This window comes from Endozoicomonas elysicola (assembly GCF_000710775.1).
GTDB lineage: Bacteria > Pseudomonadota > Gammaproteobacteria > Pseudomonadales > Endozoicomonadaceae > Endozoicomonas > Endozoicomonas elysicola.
Genome location: NZ_JOJP01000001.1, coordinates 4,062,091 through 4,086,285 on the forward strand (window position 1 = coordinate 4,062,091; position 24,195 = coordinate 4,086,285).

Below are 24,195 nucleotides of genomic sequence, written 5' to 3' on the forward strand. Positions count from 1 at the left end.
TACCATTACCGGCATCGATCGTGTCATTGCCACCGGTTTCAGTGTCGAGACTCGTCAATTCAACCAACACGCCTGTATCGGTATAGGTCAGTGAACCATTGTCACCAGCAACCACATCATTGCCAGTTCCAGTGGTGACCTCATCATCACCAGCTCCTGCCAGAACAAGATTGCTACCATCACTCACATTGATAGTGTCATTGCCGCCAGTTGCAGTGTCGACACTGGTCAATGCAACCAGTACGCCTGCACCGGTATAGGTCAGTGAACCATTATCGCCAACAACGACATCATTACCGGTGCCACTGGTAACATCATCGTTACCTGCTCCTGCAATAGTGAGGTTATCGCCATTACCGGTATTGATCGTATCGTTACCACCGGTGGTTGTATCAAGGCTGGTAAACTCAACCAGTACACCTGTGTTGTTATAGGTCAAAGAACCGCTGTCACCCACAATGACATCTTTGCCCGAACCTGTAGTGATATCGTCACCACCGGCACCAGCCAGAATACGATTATTACCATCGCCAGCTTTGATAGTGTCACTACCACCCAGTACCGTGTCAGTGCTGGTGATAGAAACGGCTACACCTGTTTCTGTGTAGGTCAGTGAACCGTTGTCACCCAACACATCATCGGCACCAGAGCCCGTGGTAATTTCATCATTGCCAAGGCCGCCCAGAACCCTGTTATCGCCTTCACCGGCATCGACAACATCATCACCAGTGCTGTGACTATCACCAGCGGCGGTACTCAGTATCTGCAAACCATTGCGAAGGTCAATTTCACCAAAATCGGCGAGAATCCAGTCGTTACCCTGGTTACCCTCAACATTATCACCACCAGCACCGGCAATAATGAAGTCATCACCTGTATGCCCTTTGATGATATCGTCATCACCAACAGTGGTATCTGTGCTGTAGATTCGAACGGCACGGTTACCAGCGAGAGCAATCGCCCCAAGGTCGCCAATAATGATGTCGTTATCAGACTCATCAATAATAGCCAGGCGGTTAATTGAACCATCTCCGTAAAGAGAATCACTGCCGGCACCACCAAAGATATAGTCATCACCAGAATGGCCTTCGATAACATCATTGCCACCCAGGTCTGCATCAATGGTCATTACACTGTCCAGCGTTGCAAGGTCCGCATCACCATCGGCATAATTCAGCTGTCCACTGTCGCCAAACAGAATGTCATTACCTGTACCGCCTCGGATGGTGTCATCACCAAACCCGGCAATAACGACATCATCACCTGCACTACCATCAATGATGTCATTACCACCCTGATCACGCTGGGTGTTGGTAATGCTGACCACCATTCCAGTCGTCAGAATACGATTGGTATCAAGCTGCTGTGCAATCTCACCTTTATCACTCAGGATAATGTCATTACCGGTACCACCATCAATGGTGTCGCTACCAACAGCTAGTTGGTCAGCGGTATCAAGGTTATCATTGAGAACATCTACGGTATTCACCACCGACAGAATCTGGGTGGAAAGGTCCAGACGGGTTGAGATATCCAGATTGAAGCCGGAATCCCCATAAATATGGTCATTGCCATCGAGGCCATAGATCTTGTCATCACCAGAGCCTCCAGCAATATGATCGCCAAAAAGACTGCCGGTCAGTGTGTCATTGCCCTGACCACCATAAATCACCACAGAGCCACCGGCACCTGAAGCATCGATCACATCGTTACCGGGGTTCGCAAACTCTCTGGCCTTTTCCGTTTTCTGGTCAGATGTTGCATTGTAGGTAGAACCGTCCTGGACTGAGTCACCCAGCAGAATCAGTACACCATCACTGGCACTGTTGTTAACAGTCAGTTTGTCATCGCCACCACCACCATGCACGACAGTAATCACATTGGAAGCAGTGCCTTCAATTGTGAAGGTATCATTACCACTGCCCAGTAACATTTCGACCACCTCAACGTCGTGGTACTCAATACCTTTACCGGACGTCATACCAAGGCCAGTGATCGAATTTTCCGTCAGAATCCCGGAGTCGTTCTGGATACTGCCATCATTGAAGACATTCAGCGTATCGGTCTGCTCATCTTCATTCAGCTCAATATTAACCAGTGGTAAAGACCCATCAGTTTCTGTGGGCAGCATGACCGCCTTAGTGAGCTCACGTTTCTTACCTTCCGGAGTGCTACCTTCAATAATCAGCTTGCCACGGATATCCGACAGGGTATGTGGCTGCAGCGGTGGGTTCTGTACCGGCTGGCTATCGGTTTCAGGCTGGAAGCTGGCATTGGCTGCCAGAGTTATATCAATAGGCGTATCCCAGTCATCAATACCGAAAGTAACGCTGTTAGTGCTGGCATCAAAGCGTGGATCATTACTACTGAACAACACTTGTCCATCATTCAACAGGTTCACCGTCACGGGAGCTGCTGGCTTTTTACTGAGGGCAATCTGGTAGGCATCCTGCTTTGTCGTACTCACCAGGGTCGAACCATCTGTCTGGGTGATAATGACCGACCCACTGTCGTTATCCACCACATCAATATCCAGCGTCACACTCTCTGCCGCATAGTTATCTGATGCAGAAAGTGTAATACCTGCTCGATAGAGGTTTTCAACAGCCCCATCATCTGTCGCTGACACAGTAAACTGACCAGACCAGTTGGTATGATCAAACGTCAGCGTGTCGGTACTCAGCGTCAACTGGCTGCTCCAATCCGCAGGAATAATCTCAGCCAGTGAGACTTTGACCACCTGCCCCTGAACCGGTGCAGTTGCCAGACGCACATCAAAGGTGATTTCGCTGCCACCTTCAACCACAGTCAGGTTGCTCTCCGGACTGACAATAATGCCTCCCAGGTCATTATCATTAACAACCACTTCGACATTATCGATATCCAGCTGGTCAAAGTCCGGGTTGTCACTTCGGACACTGTGACTGATTACATAATCCCGCTGGCCTTCGGCAGCCGTATCATCTACCGCTTTAATATAAATTTTGGTGGCATCATCCCAGTTGGTTTCTGAATCGTAGGCAATGACCAGAGACTCATAGAAGTTCTGGCCATCGATGGAAATCAGAACACTGTCCGCCAGTCCGCCGGTTTTATCTTTATCACTGCCTGAGGCTCTGGCAGCGGAAACGGTCACATAAGCGATCGTGGCATCGGACGGCTTCGGTGCATTCAGCTGCAGCTCGTAAAAGTCTGTGCCACCACCTTCACTGACCACGACCTCACCATCATCACGGTCTACACCAATGGCACCATTCTCTTTGTTTGCCACGTTCAGGGAGATACCATCCACAAAAATATTGTTGTAGGACAGGTCATCACTGAACACACTGTGGTTAACAAAACTGCTGCGGCCTTCTACCGAGTAAGACACAATGTCTTTAGTCACATCACTGGCAATGTTGAAGGTGTCTGCGCCCAGGCCACCAATAATGGTGGTTTCAACAGCATCACTGGTGCTGAGTACATAGAAGGTATCATTACCTTCAAGGCCATCCACTTCCGCCAGTTCCACACCATCAAAACTGATATTCAGGCCTGCACCAAAAATACCGTTTTCGGTGATCATAAAGTTGTCGTCCGCCTCGGTTCCCAGAACCACCACGGAGTCCATGCCATTACCACCATCAATTTTCAACGGTGAGTTAATGCTGTACTGGATATCATCGGCACCATCACCACCAAACAACTCCACATCACCGCCTCCCGCGGTTTCCGTAGTGTTCTTTTTCAGGAATGCCCGGACCACAAAGCTGTCATCACCATCCTCCCCATAAAGTTTAGTAATGGCTTTGTTGGAGTAGACTTTGATTTCATCTTTACCATCGCCCCCATAAACGACCATAGGCAAGCTGTTACCTTTACTTAAGAAGCCCAGAGTCGTTTCAGTGGTTTCAATTTCATCGCCAGCAGCAACGGTACCTTCTGAGGTATTACGATCCTTACCAAACAGCTGACCAATCTGGAAGCGGTCATTACCAGCACCGCCGTCCAGCGTGGTAATCGTGCTATTGTCATCACTGAAGAAGTTATCCGCACCGGCAAGGCCATTCAATGTCAGGCGGGCGTTGATATTGCGGTCATAATTTATACGCTCGACAGCTGAAGTGTATTCACCCTGGCTGTCGGTGTGCATGGCGGCCACAAAGTTGGCCCGTAGCAGGAAGGTGTCATCTTCAGCAGTACCATTGATGGTCAGAGTATCAGCACCATCAGCTTCGGAACCAGAATCACGGACATCAATGATATAGTCCGCATTATCACCGGTTCGATTAATGATGTAGGTATCAGTGCCACCTTCACCATCCAGCACAAACACATCATCAACAGCACGGCTCACCATCTGGTTAACCGTCAGCTGATCGTTTCCTGAGCCGGTATTCACCTCAACATCGCCATCAATATCCTGTACATCAAATAGTAGAGCATCATCAGCCTGACCGGTGTTAACCAGAATCGTAGTGGCCATCAGGCTACCGTACAGTTTGATATCTCCGGATTCACTGTCAACACTGCCAATATCTGTATTAATAGTCAGCGTCTGAGCAGCATTAAGCTGACCATTCAGATTCAGCAAGAATTTATCACCCGCATTCAGTGTCAGGTTGCCCTGTTCTGCATCGACCGTAACACCATTCACTGTCAAGTCATCGCCTGAAGCAGAAGAGTCCGATGCGATAAGAGTAATATCTCCCTCGCTGGCAATTACATTTTCATTAATCGTAAGCGGGCTTTGAGCTACAAGTTCGATAGAACCCTGAACCTGGAGACCTTCCATTTCATCACTGACACCACCCACAGCAAGAGATCCGGTGTTATTGAGAATAAGGCTGCCGACCGCGACTTCTGCTTCCAGATTATCAATCAGGGTTCGCAGCCCATCAGCATCAGCGCCAATCCCCTGACCAGCAACGATCCGCAAACCGCTCGCAGTAATCGTGTCACCGGAGACATTGCCATTCAGAACACGACCTTCCGCCGTAAGGTAAACATTGGCATCACCTCTGCCACTGTTATCACTGTCCGCCACCAGGCTGGCAACGCGCAAATCGCCCTGAACTTCTCTCAGATAAGTGTTCTTGCCACTGAGGCTGGTTAGCTTGCCTGATCCATTATTAGCAGCAGTATCAATTTCCAGCTGATTACCTAACTGACCAATGGTGCCATTGGCTGCATCAAGGAAAATAGAAGATGCAGTGATGTCACTGTCACCCATCAGGCTTATCAGGTCATTATTGTTATCCTGATCGCCATCCAGAATGGATTGTGCAGACTTCAAAATGACATTGGAGCCTGAGGTAATCTGACCAATACTTAATGTGCTTTCTACCGCATTCAAATAAACGTCATTGAGTGTATTGGCAGAAGCATCACCGGAGAGCTTAAAGTCCAGATGGTTATCAATCAGATTCTGTCGACTGCCAATACCGCCACCAGCAATCAGCATCAGATCCTGGGCACGAATATTAATGATAGCGCTGTTGCCATCGTCGTAGGCATCCAGAATATCGCCTGCAGCCTGTAAAGTGACTGTGCCCGCCGTTGTGCTGATTTTCTCAACCACAATATCAGCCTGCCCGTTGCCCGGAGTGGTTGGAGTAAAGGATGAAAGCAAGCCAGCAGTAAAGGTAAGATCACCAGTAGCGGCAACATCATCAAGATAAAGGTCGCCAATGGTCGTGTTCTTCCCGGCAATGCTGACATTACCTTCAACCTGCCAGATATCAACGGAGCCAACGGTGTCCACGCTCAGTTTTGCAGACTCTGCCACCTGAACCCGGAAGCCTCCATCGCCCTGGGAAAGAATATTCCCTTTAGTGATCAGAACAAGATCCCCGGCACTGACAAGGGCTGCCGTATTGTGCTGACCACTGTCAATCAAATCTCCCTGAACACTCAGTCGTACCCAGCTCGCACCCACAATACGATCAACCGACAGTGCTCCACTGTGCTCGATAGCAACTCCCTGAACCGCTTGTGCCGTCAGGTTGATATTCCCTTGAAGATTCAGATCATCCCATAGCTGAATGGTGACTGAACTGAGCTGCATAACCAGATCGCCAGAGGTCAGGTTCAATACACTGGCGGGAGCAACACTGGTGACACTGACCCGCTGCCATGGAGCACCAGCATGGTCAAAACTTTCCTGGGAAAGCTCTATAGAAGCTCCTGTACCTGTGTATTGATAAAGTACTGGCACCCCATCCTGGTCTATCTGGACATAATCACCATTATTAACTGAGGTGAAACCATCAGCAGATGCATCAAGGCTTCTGACTTCTGCCCAGTTACCGTCGTTGTAATCAATATCAAACTGGGAGATATCTCCTGCTGCCCCCGTATACACATAAAAGACATAATCAGTGGCTACCACATCATTGCCCGTTGCCTGGGACAGAACTGCCTTCTCATCATCATCCAGGGCAACAACCCCACCGCTCATATCGATGGTGACGCGATCTCCAGTCTGACCAAGGCCTCCAGCAGAATTCAGGATAATCGCACTGCCACTGACCAATGTTTGAATGTTGGCAGCCTCCGCAGAACCTGTGTTTCCAGCGCCACCAATAATCGGGGTATCCGGATACAACTTCGCAACGATGCCAGGAGAAAGAATGCTTTCAAACACGGGGCGGTTAGTATTCACCTTCTCCTGAATACGATATTCCAGTTCACTGATTTGACCCGCAGCAGAACTGACATTTGTCGCTTTCCAGACAGCCAGCTGATCAAAGGACATATCGTATTCGGAAGCATCGGTCAGGCTGTTATTCAATGTTGCAATGCGGTTCTGAGCATCCGTCAGTTCATCACCGGACAGGTGATCAAACAGCTCATCGTATTTATCGTATGCCGTGACGTCTGCCAGATAACCTTCAGCGCCATTATCACGAAGGATATTCCAGTACTGGTGGTACAGTTCAGTAGTCGCATCCGCTTCATTGGTGACCTGAGATTCCGCATAGAATTGCTGAGCCGCCGAAGTGTCGAGACTGGAAGCCCGAACCTCATCATCATTCGCATCCAGAATATCACCGCTATTGGTGGTCAGTTGCACACCATAAGGTGAGATACCACCGCCATCAACCTGAGCAGCAATAATCTGGTTCACATTCATGTCACCAGAGTGCTCAGTCAAGGCAACATTACCCTGGGCTTCTACGGTGATATAGCCAGCATCATTTCGGGTTGCAGAATCAATCGTCAAATGCCCAATATCACCACCGAGTGCCAGTAGCTTGATGACATTGGCAGAAATTGAAACCGTCTCACCGCCATTTGCCTTGAAAATGCCACCACCGGCATTGATGTCTACAGTATGACGAGCAGAAATTTCATCAATATAGAGCTTGTTGGAGCTGGTCTTTCCTTCTCCCGGATTATCATCCTGCACAACACCCAGGTAGACGCTGCCAGTGTTAGATACAACCCGATGACCTTTATCCGCAGTATTACCCTCCAGGATGACCCGGACAGTGCCTTTCGCTTCAATATCTGCCTGAGATGTCAGGGCATAGACACCATCGCTCATAGTAATAGAGCCATGAGTAGACAGGATATTTAAGGAGCCTTCATCAGCCATTTTAATCTTACCGGCCAGGGTTATATTGCCCTTACTGGTAATGTTTACATCCGGCTGGCTATTGCCACCGAGGAAGTCAATGGCAATGTCGTAATCCGCTTTCAAGGAGTGGGTGTAATAATCTTTCAGCCCCTCAATTACAGTAATCTTGGTGTGAACGGTTTTCTTACGGAGCCATCCTCCACCTGTCGTCCAGGAGTCACGGTCAAAATCGGTCACATCCGGATCACCTTCCGTCTGGATATAGGTGACCTTATAATCCGCAGATTCAGCCCCCTCGGAAGGCAATATCACTGACTCAGACTCAAGCAGCGGCTGCTTATCGGTGAATTCGACTGTTTCCCACTTGTAACTATTGTCTTTAGCCAGCCAGTCATCAAAGTCGGTATTACCACCAAACAAGTTAAAACTCTTTTTCTCGTACTTACGAACTGTTGTTTTGGTTTTACTCTGTCCTTCCGTCCAGACATAACGGGAGCCGGCGGCAACTTTATAAGCAAAAGAATCCGCATCACCAGTGCTGGTACTCTGTTGCGCGTACTCGATTCTTGCGATGTCATTACCGGTAGCAGGAATTAACGTACCCGTGTATTTGGTGTGAGTTGCACCGGAGCCATTGTATTGATACTCATCCTTGGTCAGCTGCTTGCTGTCAATAATGGTAATCTTGCCTTCACGATACTGACGGTTATCAATATCGTTCATCACCAGCTCATAGCCGCTTTTGTTGTTGATATCTACAGAGGCATAACCACTGGCCGCCACAATACGACCATTGCCGGTACTGATAACCTGGCCGGAAATCACCACTTCCCCACCGGCAGGCACAATATCGTCGACAATAATCGCCTGTCGTACAGCATCCCAGTAACCATCGACAGGTACTTTGACATTACTGCTGTCGTTGGGGTTGGCAAAGCTGACGCCTGCAATGGCCTGTCCCTTCTTATTGGTCAAATCGACATTTTTAGAGCCACCACGGAAGTTTTCATCAATCTCCAGGTAAACTGTATTCACCCCACTCTGAATCAATCCATTGATATTGAGGTAGCGGGCGGTCAGGGTAATTTTTCCCATGGAGACAATCTGTGAGTTATCTACATTAATGCTGTTTGTCAGTACGCTGTAGTTAGCCTTAAACAGTGTGTAGATCAGCGAGCTGTCACTTAAACCTGTCTGATAGGAACGTGAGTTTCCATCCTTGTTGTAAACAAAGTTCCTCATTAGCTGATAATTAATATACTGCCGTGGATCTTTATTCGTATGGAACCAGGCGTCAGAGTTCAGGGAGAAATCACCAGCAGCAAAGATATTAACGGTCTCAGCTCGAATCTGGGTAGAGACTTCAATGGAACCTTCCCGGTTATTGATATACGCCCCACCATTTTCATTCACCACATTGCCCTGAATATACATACCCTGAGGAATCTCAGGCAGGGTGAAGCTTCCGTAGGTATCTTTAATAAACTGTGGATCGGTATCCTGGAAGATAATGATTTCGTTAGGCGAATCAGAGCTACGTCCCTGATCATCCGTGGATTGAGCACCACCACGAACAGCAATGGAGTTCACATCCTTATAGTTAATCTGAACAGCACCTGGAGTATAGGTTTTGAGGGAGCCGCCGACCATTTCAACACGCTGGGTATCCTGAACAATGGCATCATTCACCCGCAGAGCAAACGGTGTGCTGTTGACGATCTGAATGGTTGCTCCTTCCCGGGCATGGAGATTGTCCATATTCTCCTGGGCAGCCAGGGTCTCAGCCGTTTTACCATCAATCTGCAGATAGACGGAACCGGGCGCTGCATAAACATCCGGCAGGTCCACCATCAGGATATCAAGAGCCTGATTGTAGACTTTGCTGGTGGCATTAGCGGTATCAGTATAATCCCAGGCCCCCGTGGTTGAGCTGGTTTTCTGCCACAACGCTGTGTCGGAATAGTCCGCTAACTCAAGAATACTTTCCTGGTTGATCTTGCTCTTATAGTAATTCCCGTCCGGTGCCTTAACGATCTGACCGGCATCCACAGAATGTACATAATCGGAAAGACCCAGCTCATCAATCTTTTTATTGATCTCTGCCAACTGAACCTGGTAGCGAGCCACCGCTTCAGAGTTTGTACTGTGATCACGGATCCAGCTTTCTACCTGGGCCTTTTGCTCAAACAGCACGGTACTGAGATTGGTAAACGTCAGGGTTGGTGAATCCAGCTCTTTTGGCTTAACCACAAAGAACTCACCGGTCATGGCACTGGCAAGAGCATCAGTGATTGAGCTTTCGTAAACCGGATAGCCCAGAGACTCTATCTGCGCCAATGACAGATTCAGCTTCGTCCAGCGGTTTTTGTTGTTGTAATTTTCCTGCTTCAGGTCAATCTCAGTGCTGTTCTGAGAGGTGTACTGGTAATAGCTGCCATTGTGTTCAATGACCGTATCCTGCGTAACCAGGAAGTTGATGGTGCTAAGCGCAAGCTCCTCCATCACATACACCACATCCTCTGGCAGTTCTGGAATAACCACCTCACCTTCTGCATTATCTACGCCAAACAGCAGTTTTTTATCATCGTCAGTCAGAGCATCAACATTGATCACACCATCAGCGCTGACTTTGCTGCTGTCATTAAGGATGCTCTGTATCTCAGCAACCGGACGAATTTGCAGGAAAGTTTTATTATTAACACCTGCTGTCGCCTGGGCAGAATCCGCAACTGAGAACTGATTATTGGAAGTGACACTGCCGTCACGATCAATGTCCACACCATAAGGCACACCGGAAATAGACAGCGTCAGACCAGACTCTTTCGCCCGCTCACTGCCACCAATCCCTTCACGGGCTTCGATGGTAATATCCGTCATGGACTTGATATCAGCGTTATTACCCAGGTTGATAGTATTGGTTTCTGTAATTTTTGCTTCCGGATAAGGAACCGCAACATTGGCAGAGGTTGAAACCGCCGTCAGCTCAACATTGGCACTGCTCTCAAGAATGTTCAGAACACCCTGACTGCTCTTACCGGCATAAAGATAAACGTCTCCAGCCTTCATGGAGGCATTGGCAATACTGACGTTATTTCGAGCGTTGGTAGTGGCAAGAGCGACACCAGTGGCAGCGCTGGAAAGACCGGAAACCGCAAGAATATCGGCACTGGCACGATTCTCAGAATCGGTTTTGGCGGTCACAAATACTTTGCCCGTGACATTTTCTATTACCGCTCCGTCAATATTCACCTTGGCATCGGAGTTTGCCTCTACCTTACTGGTCGCTGCGTTGATGCCGCCAACCGCACTGACGGTTTCCAGGGTAATACTATCGACGGTGGTAATGTCATTCTGAGCTTCAATGCGAACGGTGGCCTTATCGTCGTAACTGCCTTCCGCAATCAGCTCCACGTCGTCGGTCAGGTTAATGCGCGCATGATTATTCAGAATGGTCTGACTCACCATCACATTGACACCGACAATATTACCGGAACCTGTTCTGAGAGACTTACCATTACTGAATCGCGACTTATCAAAGCGGTTCAGAGCATTAATGTTGATATCATGTGCAGTAATGGATGATGGATTAGCAGAGTCAAGTATTCCGGTACTGGCTCCAATATTCACATCTGCATAGCTTTTGATGGTGATGTTTAGCCCAGCTCCAGCACCTGAAGCTAACGCAACAGTAAAGGCATCCGCACTGGCATCGACGGTTTGATCCAGAGTACTGCTCAGGTCAAACTGGTCAGCCTCAATCACAACACCCTTGCCAATATTAGCGACCACTGACTGATAACTGGTAACATTACTTTCTGCTCCGGCACCAGCAACGAAGCCACCGGAGGCAGCAATGGTCTCCGGCAGTAGATCATCATTACCAGACGCTTTCACAGTTATATTGGCAGCGCCCAGTTGTGAGCCATCACCGATTTCTACCAATACATCTTCAGAGCCGTCTTTACCCTGTTCAATATCCGCCACCATGGCTCCAGCAGCAACCGCACCAGCGGCACCCCCGCTGGCATCTGCGCGGGCATAGTTGGTGGCTCCGGCATTAATCACGATTTCATCAACCGCAGTGAGTTTGGCTGACTCCGTCACCGCAGAAACAGTGGTGGTGATATCGACATCTGCACGGTTGGCACTGGCAGCCGCAAGTGAAGCAGCAAAACCAAATGCCTGAGTCTTATGGATGTTGTTATCCGCAAGAGCATCGATATAAATATTATTAGCTTCCAGCGCCGTGTCTTTGACCTTACTGGAAATCGAGCTGCGAACATCATTGCGAACAAGAGCAATTCCAAGGGCACCACCGATACTGGCACTGAGTGCAACATTCGTCACATTAATACTTAAATCGGTGGTTTCACTCGCTTTAAGATTGATATCACCGACAGAACCAATAACTGCACTGCTGTTTTCAGCGCCACTGATGGTTGCATTCACCTGGTTATTGACCAGATTGGTAATATCAACACCGCCACCGCTGGCACCGGCCAGTCCCGCACTGAAAGTAACCGCAGTTGCATCCACATTTTTCATCAGAGCGTTGGCATGGCTGGCAACATCAATATCATTGCCTGCAAAAACACGGTAATCCTGATCAGCAATAATTTGACTGTCGTCTACATTCAGCCAGGCATTCACTGCCATCTCAATGGTGTTATCAATATCCGTTGCGGATATGGAGACAGCGCCCCCCAGACCAATAGCAGCAGATATGGCAACGGCAACCGCATCGGCCTTGACGACCTGACCATCAGCATCAGCAGTAATAGAAATGTCATTCCCAGCCACCATGGCTGAGTTGTTCACATACGCAGTGGTGCTGCCACCGATGGAGTTGTTCAGGTCAATACCAACACCTGCACCACCAACCGCAAATTTACCAGCGGCAACTGCTACCCCTGCACCATATACGGTGCTATCGATAGTCGACACTGACTGGGCATCAACAACAATATCGTTTAGTGATGTCAGTTTTGAGTCTTCTATATAGGCAGAAGTCTGATGACTTGACCCAATGGTATTTTCAGACAGCGTTACACCAATAGCGGCGGCAGCCCCCACTTTACCGGCTCCGAGCGAGGCACTGGAAGCACCGACTACCGAAGTAATCGCAGCATTGTTAACTGCGGTAACGGAAATATCCTGGTCACCATAATCTGCAGTTGCGTAAACCAGCTCCCAGTCAGCAGCGGGTGTTGAGCTCTTGACTTCTTCAAGGTCTAACAATGCCCAATCAGGTTTCAGCGCTGAAACAGCTGAAGTATCCAGGCCAGCCTCTGCAGCTGTACTCTCCGCCAGTGCCTGAGCATCGTCTGCCGACGACTTGGCAGCTGCATGGATTGCATTCCAGACATCTGCTTCTTCTTGCAACTGATCTGCTGCTTCCTGAAGTTCAGCAACGTTTTCCAGCTTTGCCTGCCATGCGGCAACGGCCTGCTCTGCAGCTTCCGCTTTTGCTACAGCATTGGACGTGCTGGCATTTAACGATGCTTCCACCGCAGTATCTGCCAAGGCAGCCAGGCTATCAGCCTCAGCTTGGGCAGCATCTGCCAATGCCTGAGCTGCATCCGCTGCACTTTGAGCCGTATTGGCATGATTCTCATAAGTACCGGCCTCTGCTGTGAGAGCTTCGGCACGCAGCGCAGCGGCTACCGCAATGGCTTTCTCCAGAGACAGCTCTGCTGAACCATTATTGCGGTAAGTACCATCAATAAAATAGAACTGTTGGCCAGCAGCAACCTGGGTAAATGGGCCTGCAACACGGCTACCATTATCATCATACTGGTAGCCGTCAGACTCAAAATCAGGAGAAAGATCAAGGTCACTGCCAATATAGCGATAGACACCATCGGCAAACTCAACCAGATCATTTTCCAGCAGTTCTTCAATAAGGCTTGCACCTTCATAGTCCGCACGGGGAACCAGCCTGATTTCCGCATTGCGGATAAACGCCTGAGTGCTGTTGTTTATGGTATTGGTACCTTTCACACCCGCACCAGACAGAGAGAAACCAATATCAGAACCCGCACCAATGGAAATGGATGCCGCTTCTGCTTTCAACTTCACGGTGGTAGATTCTGTAGCCGCTACGTTCACACCGCCGTTGTGGTTTTCAACGGTCAGATCTTCAATAGAAGCAGAGACCTGATTTGAGACATTATTAGTCCCTTCCGCAGCACCCACAGAGATTGCAGCACCCACTGAAACACCCAACCCTGCGCCCACAGAAACACCCACCACCTGGGCATCGATCACCGACGTATCCGCTGCGGTCACGGCAAGTGACTCAGACTTTATCCGGGGTGTACTGCTACTGTCGCCCACAGCCTTCGCCGTTACCAGAGAGTCGATGGTATTTTCAGCAATGGATGCTGCAACCGTAATGGCTGCACCGGCATCTGGCGCCAGGCCAAAGCCGAGGCTGGCAGCACCAGCCACCGCTGTAATAGAAGCGTTATTGGTGGCGCTGACATCAATCACCCCTGCCTCAATAGACTGGCTGTTATCAATCCAGGCACTGGTTTCACCATAAACCTTATTGGTGGCTCCCACCCCGGAGCCACTGGCACCCAGTGTCGAACCGCCAGTACTCACCACCACCGAAGCAGAGCCAGCACCCGCACCAGCCTTAATGGTCATGGAGTTATTGGCAGTGATGGTTAAATCGTCCTCGGTAACGAGACTACTGCTATTGAGAGCCGCCTTGACGCGGTAACGGTCGCTGCTCTGACCAATCTTGTTCTCAGTAATCGCAGCACCGATAGAAACACCGATACTGCCACCACCGGAATCCGCCGCAATAGAAGCAGAAACCGCCGCAGTAGTGGATTCAATGAGAGAGGTATTTCCTGCAGTGATGGATACCGTCCCATCACTGTAGAGATCACTGTTATCAACGAGGGCTTCTGTCGACCCACTAATGGTATTACCTGAATAGGCACCACCACCACTGAGAGCGACCGCACCCGAGGAGCCAAACGCTGCAGCCAGAGACGCAGCCACGGAATGTGTCTTGATTGTGTTATCCGATGAGGCAGAAAGAGACACACTGCCGTTTAATTGATCCGCTTTACCGCCATTGACATGATCAAGTCTGGCTGCTGTATCAATATCGACCTGGTTTTCCGCCAGTGAAACACCAACGGTCAGGCTTGCAGAGCCTGAGCCTCCGGCATAACTTCCCGCAAGAGAAGCACCAACAGCGGTGCTGGTCACTTTTGAGGTATTGGTTGCCGCCAAACTCAGGTCATCAACCAGAATCCATTCACTGCTGGTAGCTGCCTGGTCAGCCGGCGTGTTATCGATATACGACTCAACCTGACCATAAACTGTGTTTTCCGCACTGGCACCAGAGCCACTACCCGCAAGAGCAGCCTGACTGCTACCTGTCACTGATGCTGAACCTGCACCGGCATCTGCATTGATGGTCATGTTGCCAGTGGCAGACAGGGTCAGGTCACCTTCGGCTTCAATACTGCTATTTTCCAGATACGCCAGAACACCGTAACGATCATTCTTATCCGTACCGATGGTGTTACTGGTCAGAGCAGCACCAACGGAGACAGCACCACTGCTACCACCGGTACCCACTGATCCCGCGAGTGTTGCTGCAACTACCAGAGCTTCAATCTCAGAACTATTACCAGCACTCAGTGAAATATTTCCACTGCTGATTAGGTCACTATCCTTGATAGACGCTTCGGTCATGCCATTAATGGTGTTGTTTGAAACAGCACCAGCACCAGAGAGAGACAGTGACCCTGACTGCCCCAGTGCGCCCGCAATAGATACCGCAACAGACTCAGATTTAATACTGCCTGTTGATGCAGCAGTAACGCTGACCGCTCCCAGTTTGCGATCAGATGCACCGCCATTCACATTTATTAATCTGGCGGCAGTATTTACATCAATACTGTTTTCAGCCAGTGATACGCCAATACTCAGTGAGCCACTGCCACTGGATGGCGCATAGCTAATACCAAGCGAGGCACCTACCGCCGTGCTGGTAATATCAGAATTGTCAGTAGCAGAAAGACTGAGGTCACCGGCGATAACACTAAGATCTGCAGCAGTGTTATCGATGTAGGAAAGCACCTGGCCATAAATACTGTTTGTTGCTTCGGTTCCAGAGCCGCTTCCGGAAATACCAGCACCACCAGTGCTGCCAGCAATAGCTGCAGAGCCAGCGCCGGTATCTGCATTGATGGTCATATTACCGGTAGCAGAAAGCGTTAAATTGCCAGAGGTATCGACCTCGGTGTTTTCCAGATAAGCAAGAACCTCTTGCCGATCACTATCGCTGATACCGATCTGGTTGCTGGTCACAGCCGCACCAATAGAAACACCGGCACTGCCACTGCTGGTGTCTGCAGCTGCAGCAACAGAGGCGGCGACAACGGTCGCATCAATGGTAGAGGTATTGCTGGCAGTCACAGAAATATCGGAAATGCTGGTCAAACTGCTGTTACGCACAACAGCTGACGTACTTCCGGTGATGCGATTGGTTGAAGAAGCACCGCCGCCACTTAAGGAAAGCGATCCACCGGATGAAGCCGAATAGGCCGCTGATAGTGATGCGGCTATGGACGTTGCAGTGATTTTTGCATTAGACGTCGCAGAAAGCGATACCTTGCCAATCTTACGATCAGAAGAACCCACATCCACTTGCTCCAGTATCGCCGACGTATTGGAGTCTATGGTATTTTCTGCCAGAGATACGCCAATACTCAAGCTGCCAACACTGCCGGAACCGGAGTAAGCACCAGCAATTGATGCACCAACGGCTGTACTGAGAATATCTGAATCGTCTTTGGCCTTAACCGTAAGAGAATCGGCAAGTACAGTCTTGCCGGGAGCCGTCGCAGTAATACCTGAGGTAATATCCACTGCCACATTATTTGTTGCGGATGCACCAACACCACTCAAGCCGCCCGCCGAAGAAGATTCAGACTTGGCAAGAGCAACAGCAGCGGAGGTAATGACCGAGGAAATCTTTTGCTTGCTTTCTGCATCGGTACTGACTGCACCAGAAACATCAATATCCGAGTCGTTAATCACCGCCCGGATAGCATTTGACTTATTACTGTTTTTCGGGTCTTTTCCGATGGTATTTTCAGCCAGGCTGACACCAATCGCACCCGCAACCCCGGTACCGGTTGTGGAACCAGCATAGGCCAGACTGGCCGCAACGACCGTGGCAGAAATAAAGCCATTGGCATCCGCATCAAGATAAACGCCGGTTGCCGCATCGGACGCAGCCGTAGTAGAAGCACCCTGCTGTATGGTTGAACCATCAATCAGGGCTTCTGTATCGCCATACACTTCGTTGCTGACACTGGCACCAGCACCGCTCAAACTGACAGTGGTGGTCGAACCACTTTGCAAACCAACAGAGGCTGCCACCACGACACCGATAATATCTGTGTTGTTGTGGGCATTGATATCAAGACGGGAATCATCAAGATGCTTGCCCGGTATGGTAATGGTGCTGCCATCCGTAACCCGGGCACGGGTGTTCATTCGCACCAGGTTACTGCTGACCGCCGCGCCCACCGAAACACCAACTTTGGTATCAAAATCCGGCGTCGTTTCTTTAGTAACTGCTGCACCAAGAGTAACAGCGACAATATCCGCTTCGCTTACAGCCTGATGACGGACCTTGCCGGTTTGCGATGTAAGATCGGTATTGCTGATCAGGGCATCAATATCACTGTTGATATTATTTTCTGCTACGGTAACACCAACCGCACCATTACCGGCATAGGCGACACCAAGGGCAATGGCGTAAATTTCAGATTCATCTCTGGCGTCAATCTTCGCGCCAAAGCCGTCGCTGTCTTTGCCTTTGACTGTCAGGCTATCAATGTCTTTTAAGTAAGCATCAACATCCGCAGTCACATTATTAATGGAGACATTACCCGCCAGGGCAATACTGCTGCTGGCACCCACCGAGGTTTCTGCCAGCCCGGAAAGCGCCGCAGAAGCGGAGGTAGTGATGACAATACTGTCGTTACTGGCCAGCACATCCAGTGTATCCACCTCCATGGTAGTAACACGGTCAACGCCGGAACTGATAGTAAAAGTGGCATCATTACGCAAACCGATACCGGCAGCCGCCAGGGCGAACTTCTGAGCCGTGGCACTGGAATAAGTGATCGGAAAGGCAAAGACACCGCTTTGTTCAGTGGCTTTTAAGGTCAGGGCATCGGCGTTAAAACTGGTCAGGTTGGCGACGCTGGATGCAGTGGTGTTATTCACCGTATTGAAAATAAAGGCACCGGAAACGCTAACACCATAGGTGCTGTTAGTGGTGGCCGGCTCCTCACCACCGGACGGTGCCACCTTGCCGGTAGCCCAGGATGCACTGACCGCAGTACCGATCACCAGGCCATCGCTGTGAGCCTTGACCAAGGCATCTCCATTCACCAGCACGGCACCATCAACTGTGGAAGCATCTTCAGTACCCACCAGCGCTTTAGTCACCTTGGTGATATCACTGACCGCAGAAGAAGCCCCGACGCCAAAGGAACCGCCATACCCCATGGCACCCGCCGCGACAATCAAGTCAACACGATTGTCGGCAGTAACCGTTAAACGTTCGATATTGTTTATATCACCAAGACGTGAACCGATATCTGCAGTCACACCGGATTCAACCTGAGCCAGGGCTGTACTGGATAGGCTGTTCTGCATATAAAGACCGGCGATACCCAGACTGGCCGTACCTGAGCCGCCAGCATAACCAAGGCCCACAGCAAACACATCAGTATCCGCAGTGACAGAAAGTTTATCCGCATAAATAATGGCGCCATCTTCAATCAGGGCCTGACTGGTCACGTTTACATCATTGAGAAAGACACTGGCACCGACACCATTACCACTGGATGACGCCCCATTAAGTGCATACAGTTTTTTCAGGAATGAGAAGCTGGTATCGGTTGAGGTTTTGTTGCCCACCCATTCAACCGACTGATTGATGACCTTTGAATCAACGGAAAGGTTTCTATCGGATGCTGACCATAACCCTGGTGCTAGTTGATTAACGGCATTGTACGCATCAATTTCGCTGGCAGAATCAAAGACGTTACTGAACGTCGTTCGCTGATTAATCTGGACACCATCCTTGATACGGGCATCTGCTGTTTGATCGGTATTCAGCAGTGAAAAGTTCAGAGCCAGAGACACCTTGGCACCGGCCGCTTCGGAATTTATATCGTTATCCAGGAGATACACATCGGTATCACCGCCCAGCAACTGGTAGGGGAAACTGGTTATTTCATTACCCAGCCACTCCCAGCGGGTCGCATCGGAAAAATCCTCTTCATTAAAGATGATGTCACTCTGATCATCTCCAAGGAATTTATAGACGGCACCAAAGCCAAAGAAATCCTCTTCAGGCTGTTTATACTCATCGGACCACTGGTAACTGGAATCATCAAAACGAATCAGGTCGCCTTTTTTCAGGGCATAGTCACTGTCTATTTCATTTTTACCAATCAGGGTGGGCTTCACGTATTTAAACGTGGTATCCGGTGCAATCAGTCCGGTGAGGTTCTGACTATCCGCATCAACATTGATAGCCCCCATGGCGTCCAGACGGGTATTACCCAGAATATGCGCCTGGGCTTTATTGTCCAGAGAGGCAATAGTGACAGAAACAGCCGCTCCAAACGGTACCTGTTTAAACTCGCCACTGCTCGTATCAGTACCCGCCACCCCTTCTACCTGACTTAACTGGGAGGGACTGCTGGAGACCGATGACGTTGAGGTCATTAAACGACTGTCTACACTGGCCTGGACATCCACATCACCACCGACCTGAATATCACTGTCCTGCCCCTGCTGGCCAATGGTGGCGTTAACGTGATTCCGGTCTTCTGCGTAGGTGAAGGCAATACCCGCAGTGAATTTAGTGGGTTTGAGGCGGTCACTGGGCCGAATCTTTTTCTGTAACCAGGAATCTGCAGGAAAGAGCCCGCTATAGGCCACTTTTTGTTTTAACGAATCCTCAAAACGATCAAAAATCGTGGGCACACGGTCAACAATAGCCTCGGCAAGCGTTCCCATACCGCCGGAGAACCCACCGGTTCGAACCTGCTTCTGCACGGCATGAACATCTGTGTCACCCTGTACCAGCACATCTCCGGCCAGGACGGCTTCGGTGTCCCCCTCTTCAACATGGGCTGCAATACTGACTGCCAGCTTACCTTTATTACCAGCGCTGCTGGCGGCGTACACATAGCTGTAATCAACATTCGCGGCCTTAACACTCAAATCACCGCCGGCAACAATGCTGCTACCATGATTGACATAAACCCCTGAATCAGAATTGAGAATACCGACAGCTATACTGCCCGCATAGCCGCTCTTACCGAATATGGGTTCCGCATTCACATCCAGATAGTTATCCGTTCTACTGGAAATCGTAATATCACCAGCGGCCAGCAGGGTACCGTTGACGTTTACTGTGGACTCCGTATCCACAACACCCACGGCAACCGCTACGGCAATAGAGATTGGCGATGCAGTCACATTGGCAATGGAGTTCGCCTCGATGGTGATATTGTCACCTTTCAGTACTGCGTTATCAGAGATCGTTATTTTACTGGTTACATCAGAACGACTGACCGCAGCAATCAGCTTGAAATCTTCAATATCGCTCTGCAGGTCGCTAAGAAATGAACTGCCACTATTAAAAATGCCATCATCATTATTCATATCCTTGTCAGGATTCGACTCTGCTCGGGCACGGATATGAATATCCTTCCCGCGAATCGTGGCATCGCCAATGATCACCGTCGCTTTGAGGATATCGACATTGTAATAGAATGGCAGAGCAGCCAAGGTAGAGGCCGCTCCATGCTCCAGGCTGCCATACACCAGGTTGCGACCATCAATGGCTTCTAAAGTAATATCGCCATTATTGGCCAGGTAGCTCCCCTGGGCAGATAGAGTCACATTGTCGCTGATGACAATATTACGCGCCTCAAGGGTGATATTCCCCGCCACACCGGTAACGTCATCGGTGATGATATTATTGTTGACCGTAATCTTGCCGTTGGCTGCCCTGAACTTGATATTGCCACCAGCCCATTCGATGGCGCTGTTAATGGTGATATCACCATTGGATTCACTCACTGCCGTATAGTTAACGCCGGTAATATCCGCCCAATCCAGAACACTGAGCTCAAAATCACCGGTGCCACCATAAAAGACCACATCATTGCCCGTGGCAGTATCATCAAGAGTGACCTGCACTTTATCCGTAGCGGAATCCGAGCGACCATCCACACTGAGGCGCAACTCGTTGGAACCGGCACCGCCTTTCAGGGCAGCGGTAGTGGTTGCAGCATCCAATACCTGATCCATACTGGCGGCACTGCCATCCAGTAACGTAGCTCCGGACGCACCGGTTAACCGGGCATTTTCAATATTGGCCAGTGTGGTGCTGTGATCACCAGTGGTGGTACTGTCATCCCCATCCTGCCAGGTCAGTGCACTATCAGTCAGAACCAGTCGAACCTGAGAGTTATTGGTAGCTGCGGCAATTGTGTCATAACCACCAGCACCGTTTACGGAAGTATCACCGGTATCAATATCAAAGTAATCACGTCCCTCGGAACCGAGGTAGCTATCTGCCCCACCGTTACCTTTTTGGCTGGTGAGCTGCAGGGATGCCAGCAAGCTCAAACTCAGACCGTTAATGGCAGAGTTATTGACCATACCGGTAAGACCGAACAGATCCACAATGGTCACTGCACTGTCGTCATAATCCGGCACAGAAACAGCCGACAAACCGGTAAATTCAAGGCGGGAATTTTCCTGGTTGAAACTGACACTCAGCGCCCCGGTGTCCCGGTCATCAGCCGCATTAATCAGGTCAATCAGCGCTTCCAGGGTACTGGCAGAAGAAAGATCAATATCCAGAATGGTTGAACCACTGTCGTCCAGTGTAATCCTCAGCGTATGGAGAGTGAGCTCATCCCAGCCGGCAATCTTGCTTAATTCAACACTGGTGGAAACACCGGTGAAGCCTGATGCATCAAAAGCATCATCACCGGCACCGCCCACCAACCCAGAGGATTCAAAGCCCTGATGGGCCAGCGTCACATTACCCAGAGTTAGCTGGTGGTTATCCAGATCAATAGTGATACCACTGGTTTCACTGCTCAGGTCAGCCACAAGAATATCTGTGCCTGTTCCACCATCGACGGTATCGGCACTGATAGACGTTACAAAGACAGTATCACTGCCGGCGCCAGCATCAATTACATTGATACCCTGTGCACCGGTAATCGTATCGCTGCCACCGTAGGTATGGATCTGGGCTTTACCAGCAAACACAGACAGATCAACAACGTCACTTAAACCACTGCCAGAAAGGGATATTTGATCGTTGCTGCCAAAACCGTTAAGGGTGTCCAGCACCTGAGTACCGGCAGTTATCGCCACCACAACATTACTCTCACTGGCGGTAACAGCGGTAGCCATGGCCTTTCCGGCATACCGGGCGGAAAATTCAAACCGCCAGCTGCCATCATCGTTTTGTTCAACAACAACCTGGCCAAACTGCAGGTTCATGGCCTGTTCAATATTTCGGACAATATCCCAGCCATCGGCATCCCAGGCGATTGTGCCTGTGGTGTAAGAACCGCTGGCATCGGTAATGGTCAGAGTAAATCCATCACCGCTCTGCCCGGTCGGAATACTAATCATCCAGACTTCTGAAGTGCCCTGGGCCAGATCCAGCTTATAAACAGGATCCAGTATATCGAAAGGATCGGCCTGACTGATGATGCCCCGACCGGAAAAATCCTCCACCAGGTCATCGGCTCCGGCACCGCCAGTGATGATATCAGCACCACCACCCCCGGTCAGTGTATCGCCGAAATCTGAAGCGGTAATGGTATCGGCATACTCCGTGCCCACCAGGGTAATGTCAAAGTTGTTGGCGGCACTGGCATCCAGGGTTTTACCCGCGCCATTTTCTGCCAATGCTTTCAGATAGACACTCTCAATGCCTTCCAGCGTGTCCAGTTCATCATCATCGTTATTGGCTTTCAAGGTATTGGCGGCCAGCACAAAGTCTGCCGCCCGAACTTCAATCACCTGATCATAACCGGCCCCACCGGTTAACTGATCAATACCCAGACCACCAATAAGAATATCGTCTTTACTACCACCGATCAGGGTGTCATCACCGGCACCGCCCTCAAGGTAGACCTGTACCGGCGCTGCAGAAAAATCAAACCGGTTATCATTACCATCACCAATGGCGCCAATCAGGTCGACATCCTGCAATTCCATCTGACCGCTTGAGGTAAACGTCCATGAGCCGTTATTACCTTCAGTCCAGGCACCACTTTGATATTCAAAGGTAGTAACCGTCACAGTGCTGGCCGGATCATTTTCATCCGGTACCTGTTCTGTAGTCACATTTAGATTAAGATCGGAATCGTGCTGCTGGTTCAGCACCGTGTCAAAACCACCGTTACCGAAGATGACATCACCGATACCACCCACAAACAGGTTGTCATTGCTGTCGCCGGTTAAAGTATCGCTATGGGCAGAGCCCACCAGAGTATTAAAGCCGCTGACACTATCAAAACCAGTGGCCGTACCGGCATCAAGATCCACCACCACGCCAGTGGCATACTGGCTATAGTCCAGATAGTCAGCACCGCTACCACCCAGACTATCGAAGCCATCAAAACTGATGGAAACAGTGCTTGCCGTCTGCAGAATGCTGCCAGGAAGATCATCCAGCGTGGATACAACACCCTGCCCTTCTGCATCAACCTGCCAGTGATAGTTATTATTGATGGCAGCCAGGACATGCTGTGAGTCATCAGTCTGCATCGCCTGCAGCGCTTCGACATTCAGAAATTCCACAATGCCGTTGGCGCCCATGGAAACTTCATTTTCACCGTTAATCTGCCAGGCACTGCTGGTGACATTATCAGCTGCCGCTACTGTGTCATTACCACCTTTACCATCAAACTGAACAACAAAAGACTGTTCACCCAAGTCCAGGAAAGACTGGTCAACGGTGAAAGTATCAGCACCGTCTGAACCCGTGACAGTGATCGTGCTACCCGCCGCAATATCACTGATACTCTTCTTACCCAGCACCGTATCATTTTCGTCGACCAAACGAAGATACTGCTGCTCATTTTCGGTAACCACGTCCAGGGTAACGCTAGCATCCTGCTCTAACTGGAGCGCATTATCCTGAAGTGCGGCAATAGGATCAGCAGACAACAGCAACCTGGGCTCTAATTGCTCAAGGGTGAAGAAATCCTCCAGCCTTTTACGTCGTTCCTGCAGCCGATCCTGCCGGAACATTTTCTCAAACAGCCGGTTTAACCTGGGAAATAAGCCCTTACGAGCCGCTGCAGCAATATCTGACGGGTATGATTTGCTGTTTGGAGATTGCTTATCCATTAGCCGGTCCGTTTGTTATTGTTCTGAATCCAATGGCTTCCAGTCTCAGTTGGTCAGTGCCAAGACTGGAAACCTTTTTCGATTAAAGACATCAACAACACCCTTACAGCAAAACGCACGACCTAAGTCGTGCTATTATGAGAGCCCTATCAACATCAACACCAAGGCTTGGTATG

Annotated in this window: 1 protein-coding gene; it reads right to left on the minus strand. The window is 49.9% G+C overall.

Annotated features, from left to right (window positions below; all coding sequences use genetic code 11):
• Nucleotides 1–24,019 (minus strand): calcium-binding protein (locus tag GV64_RS17215; protein WP_034844366.1); only part of this gene is annotated, 24,019 nt, incomplete at its 3' end.
• Nucleotides 24,020–24,195: the final 176 nt, after the last annotated feature.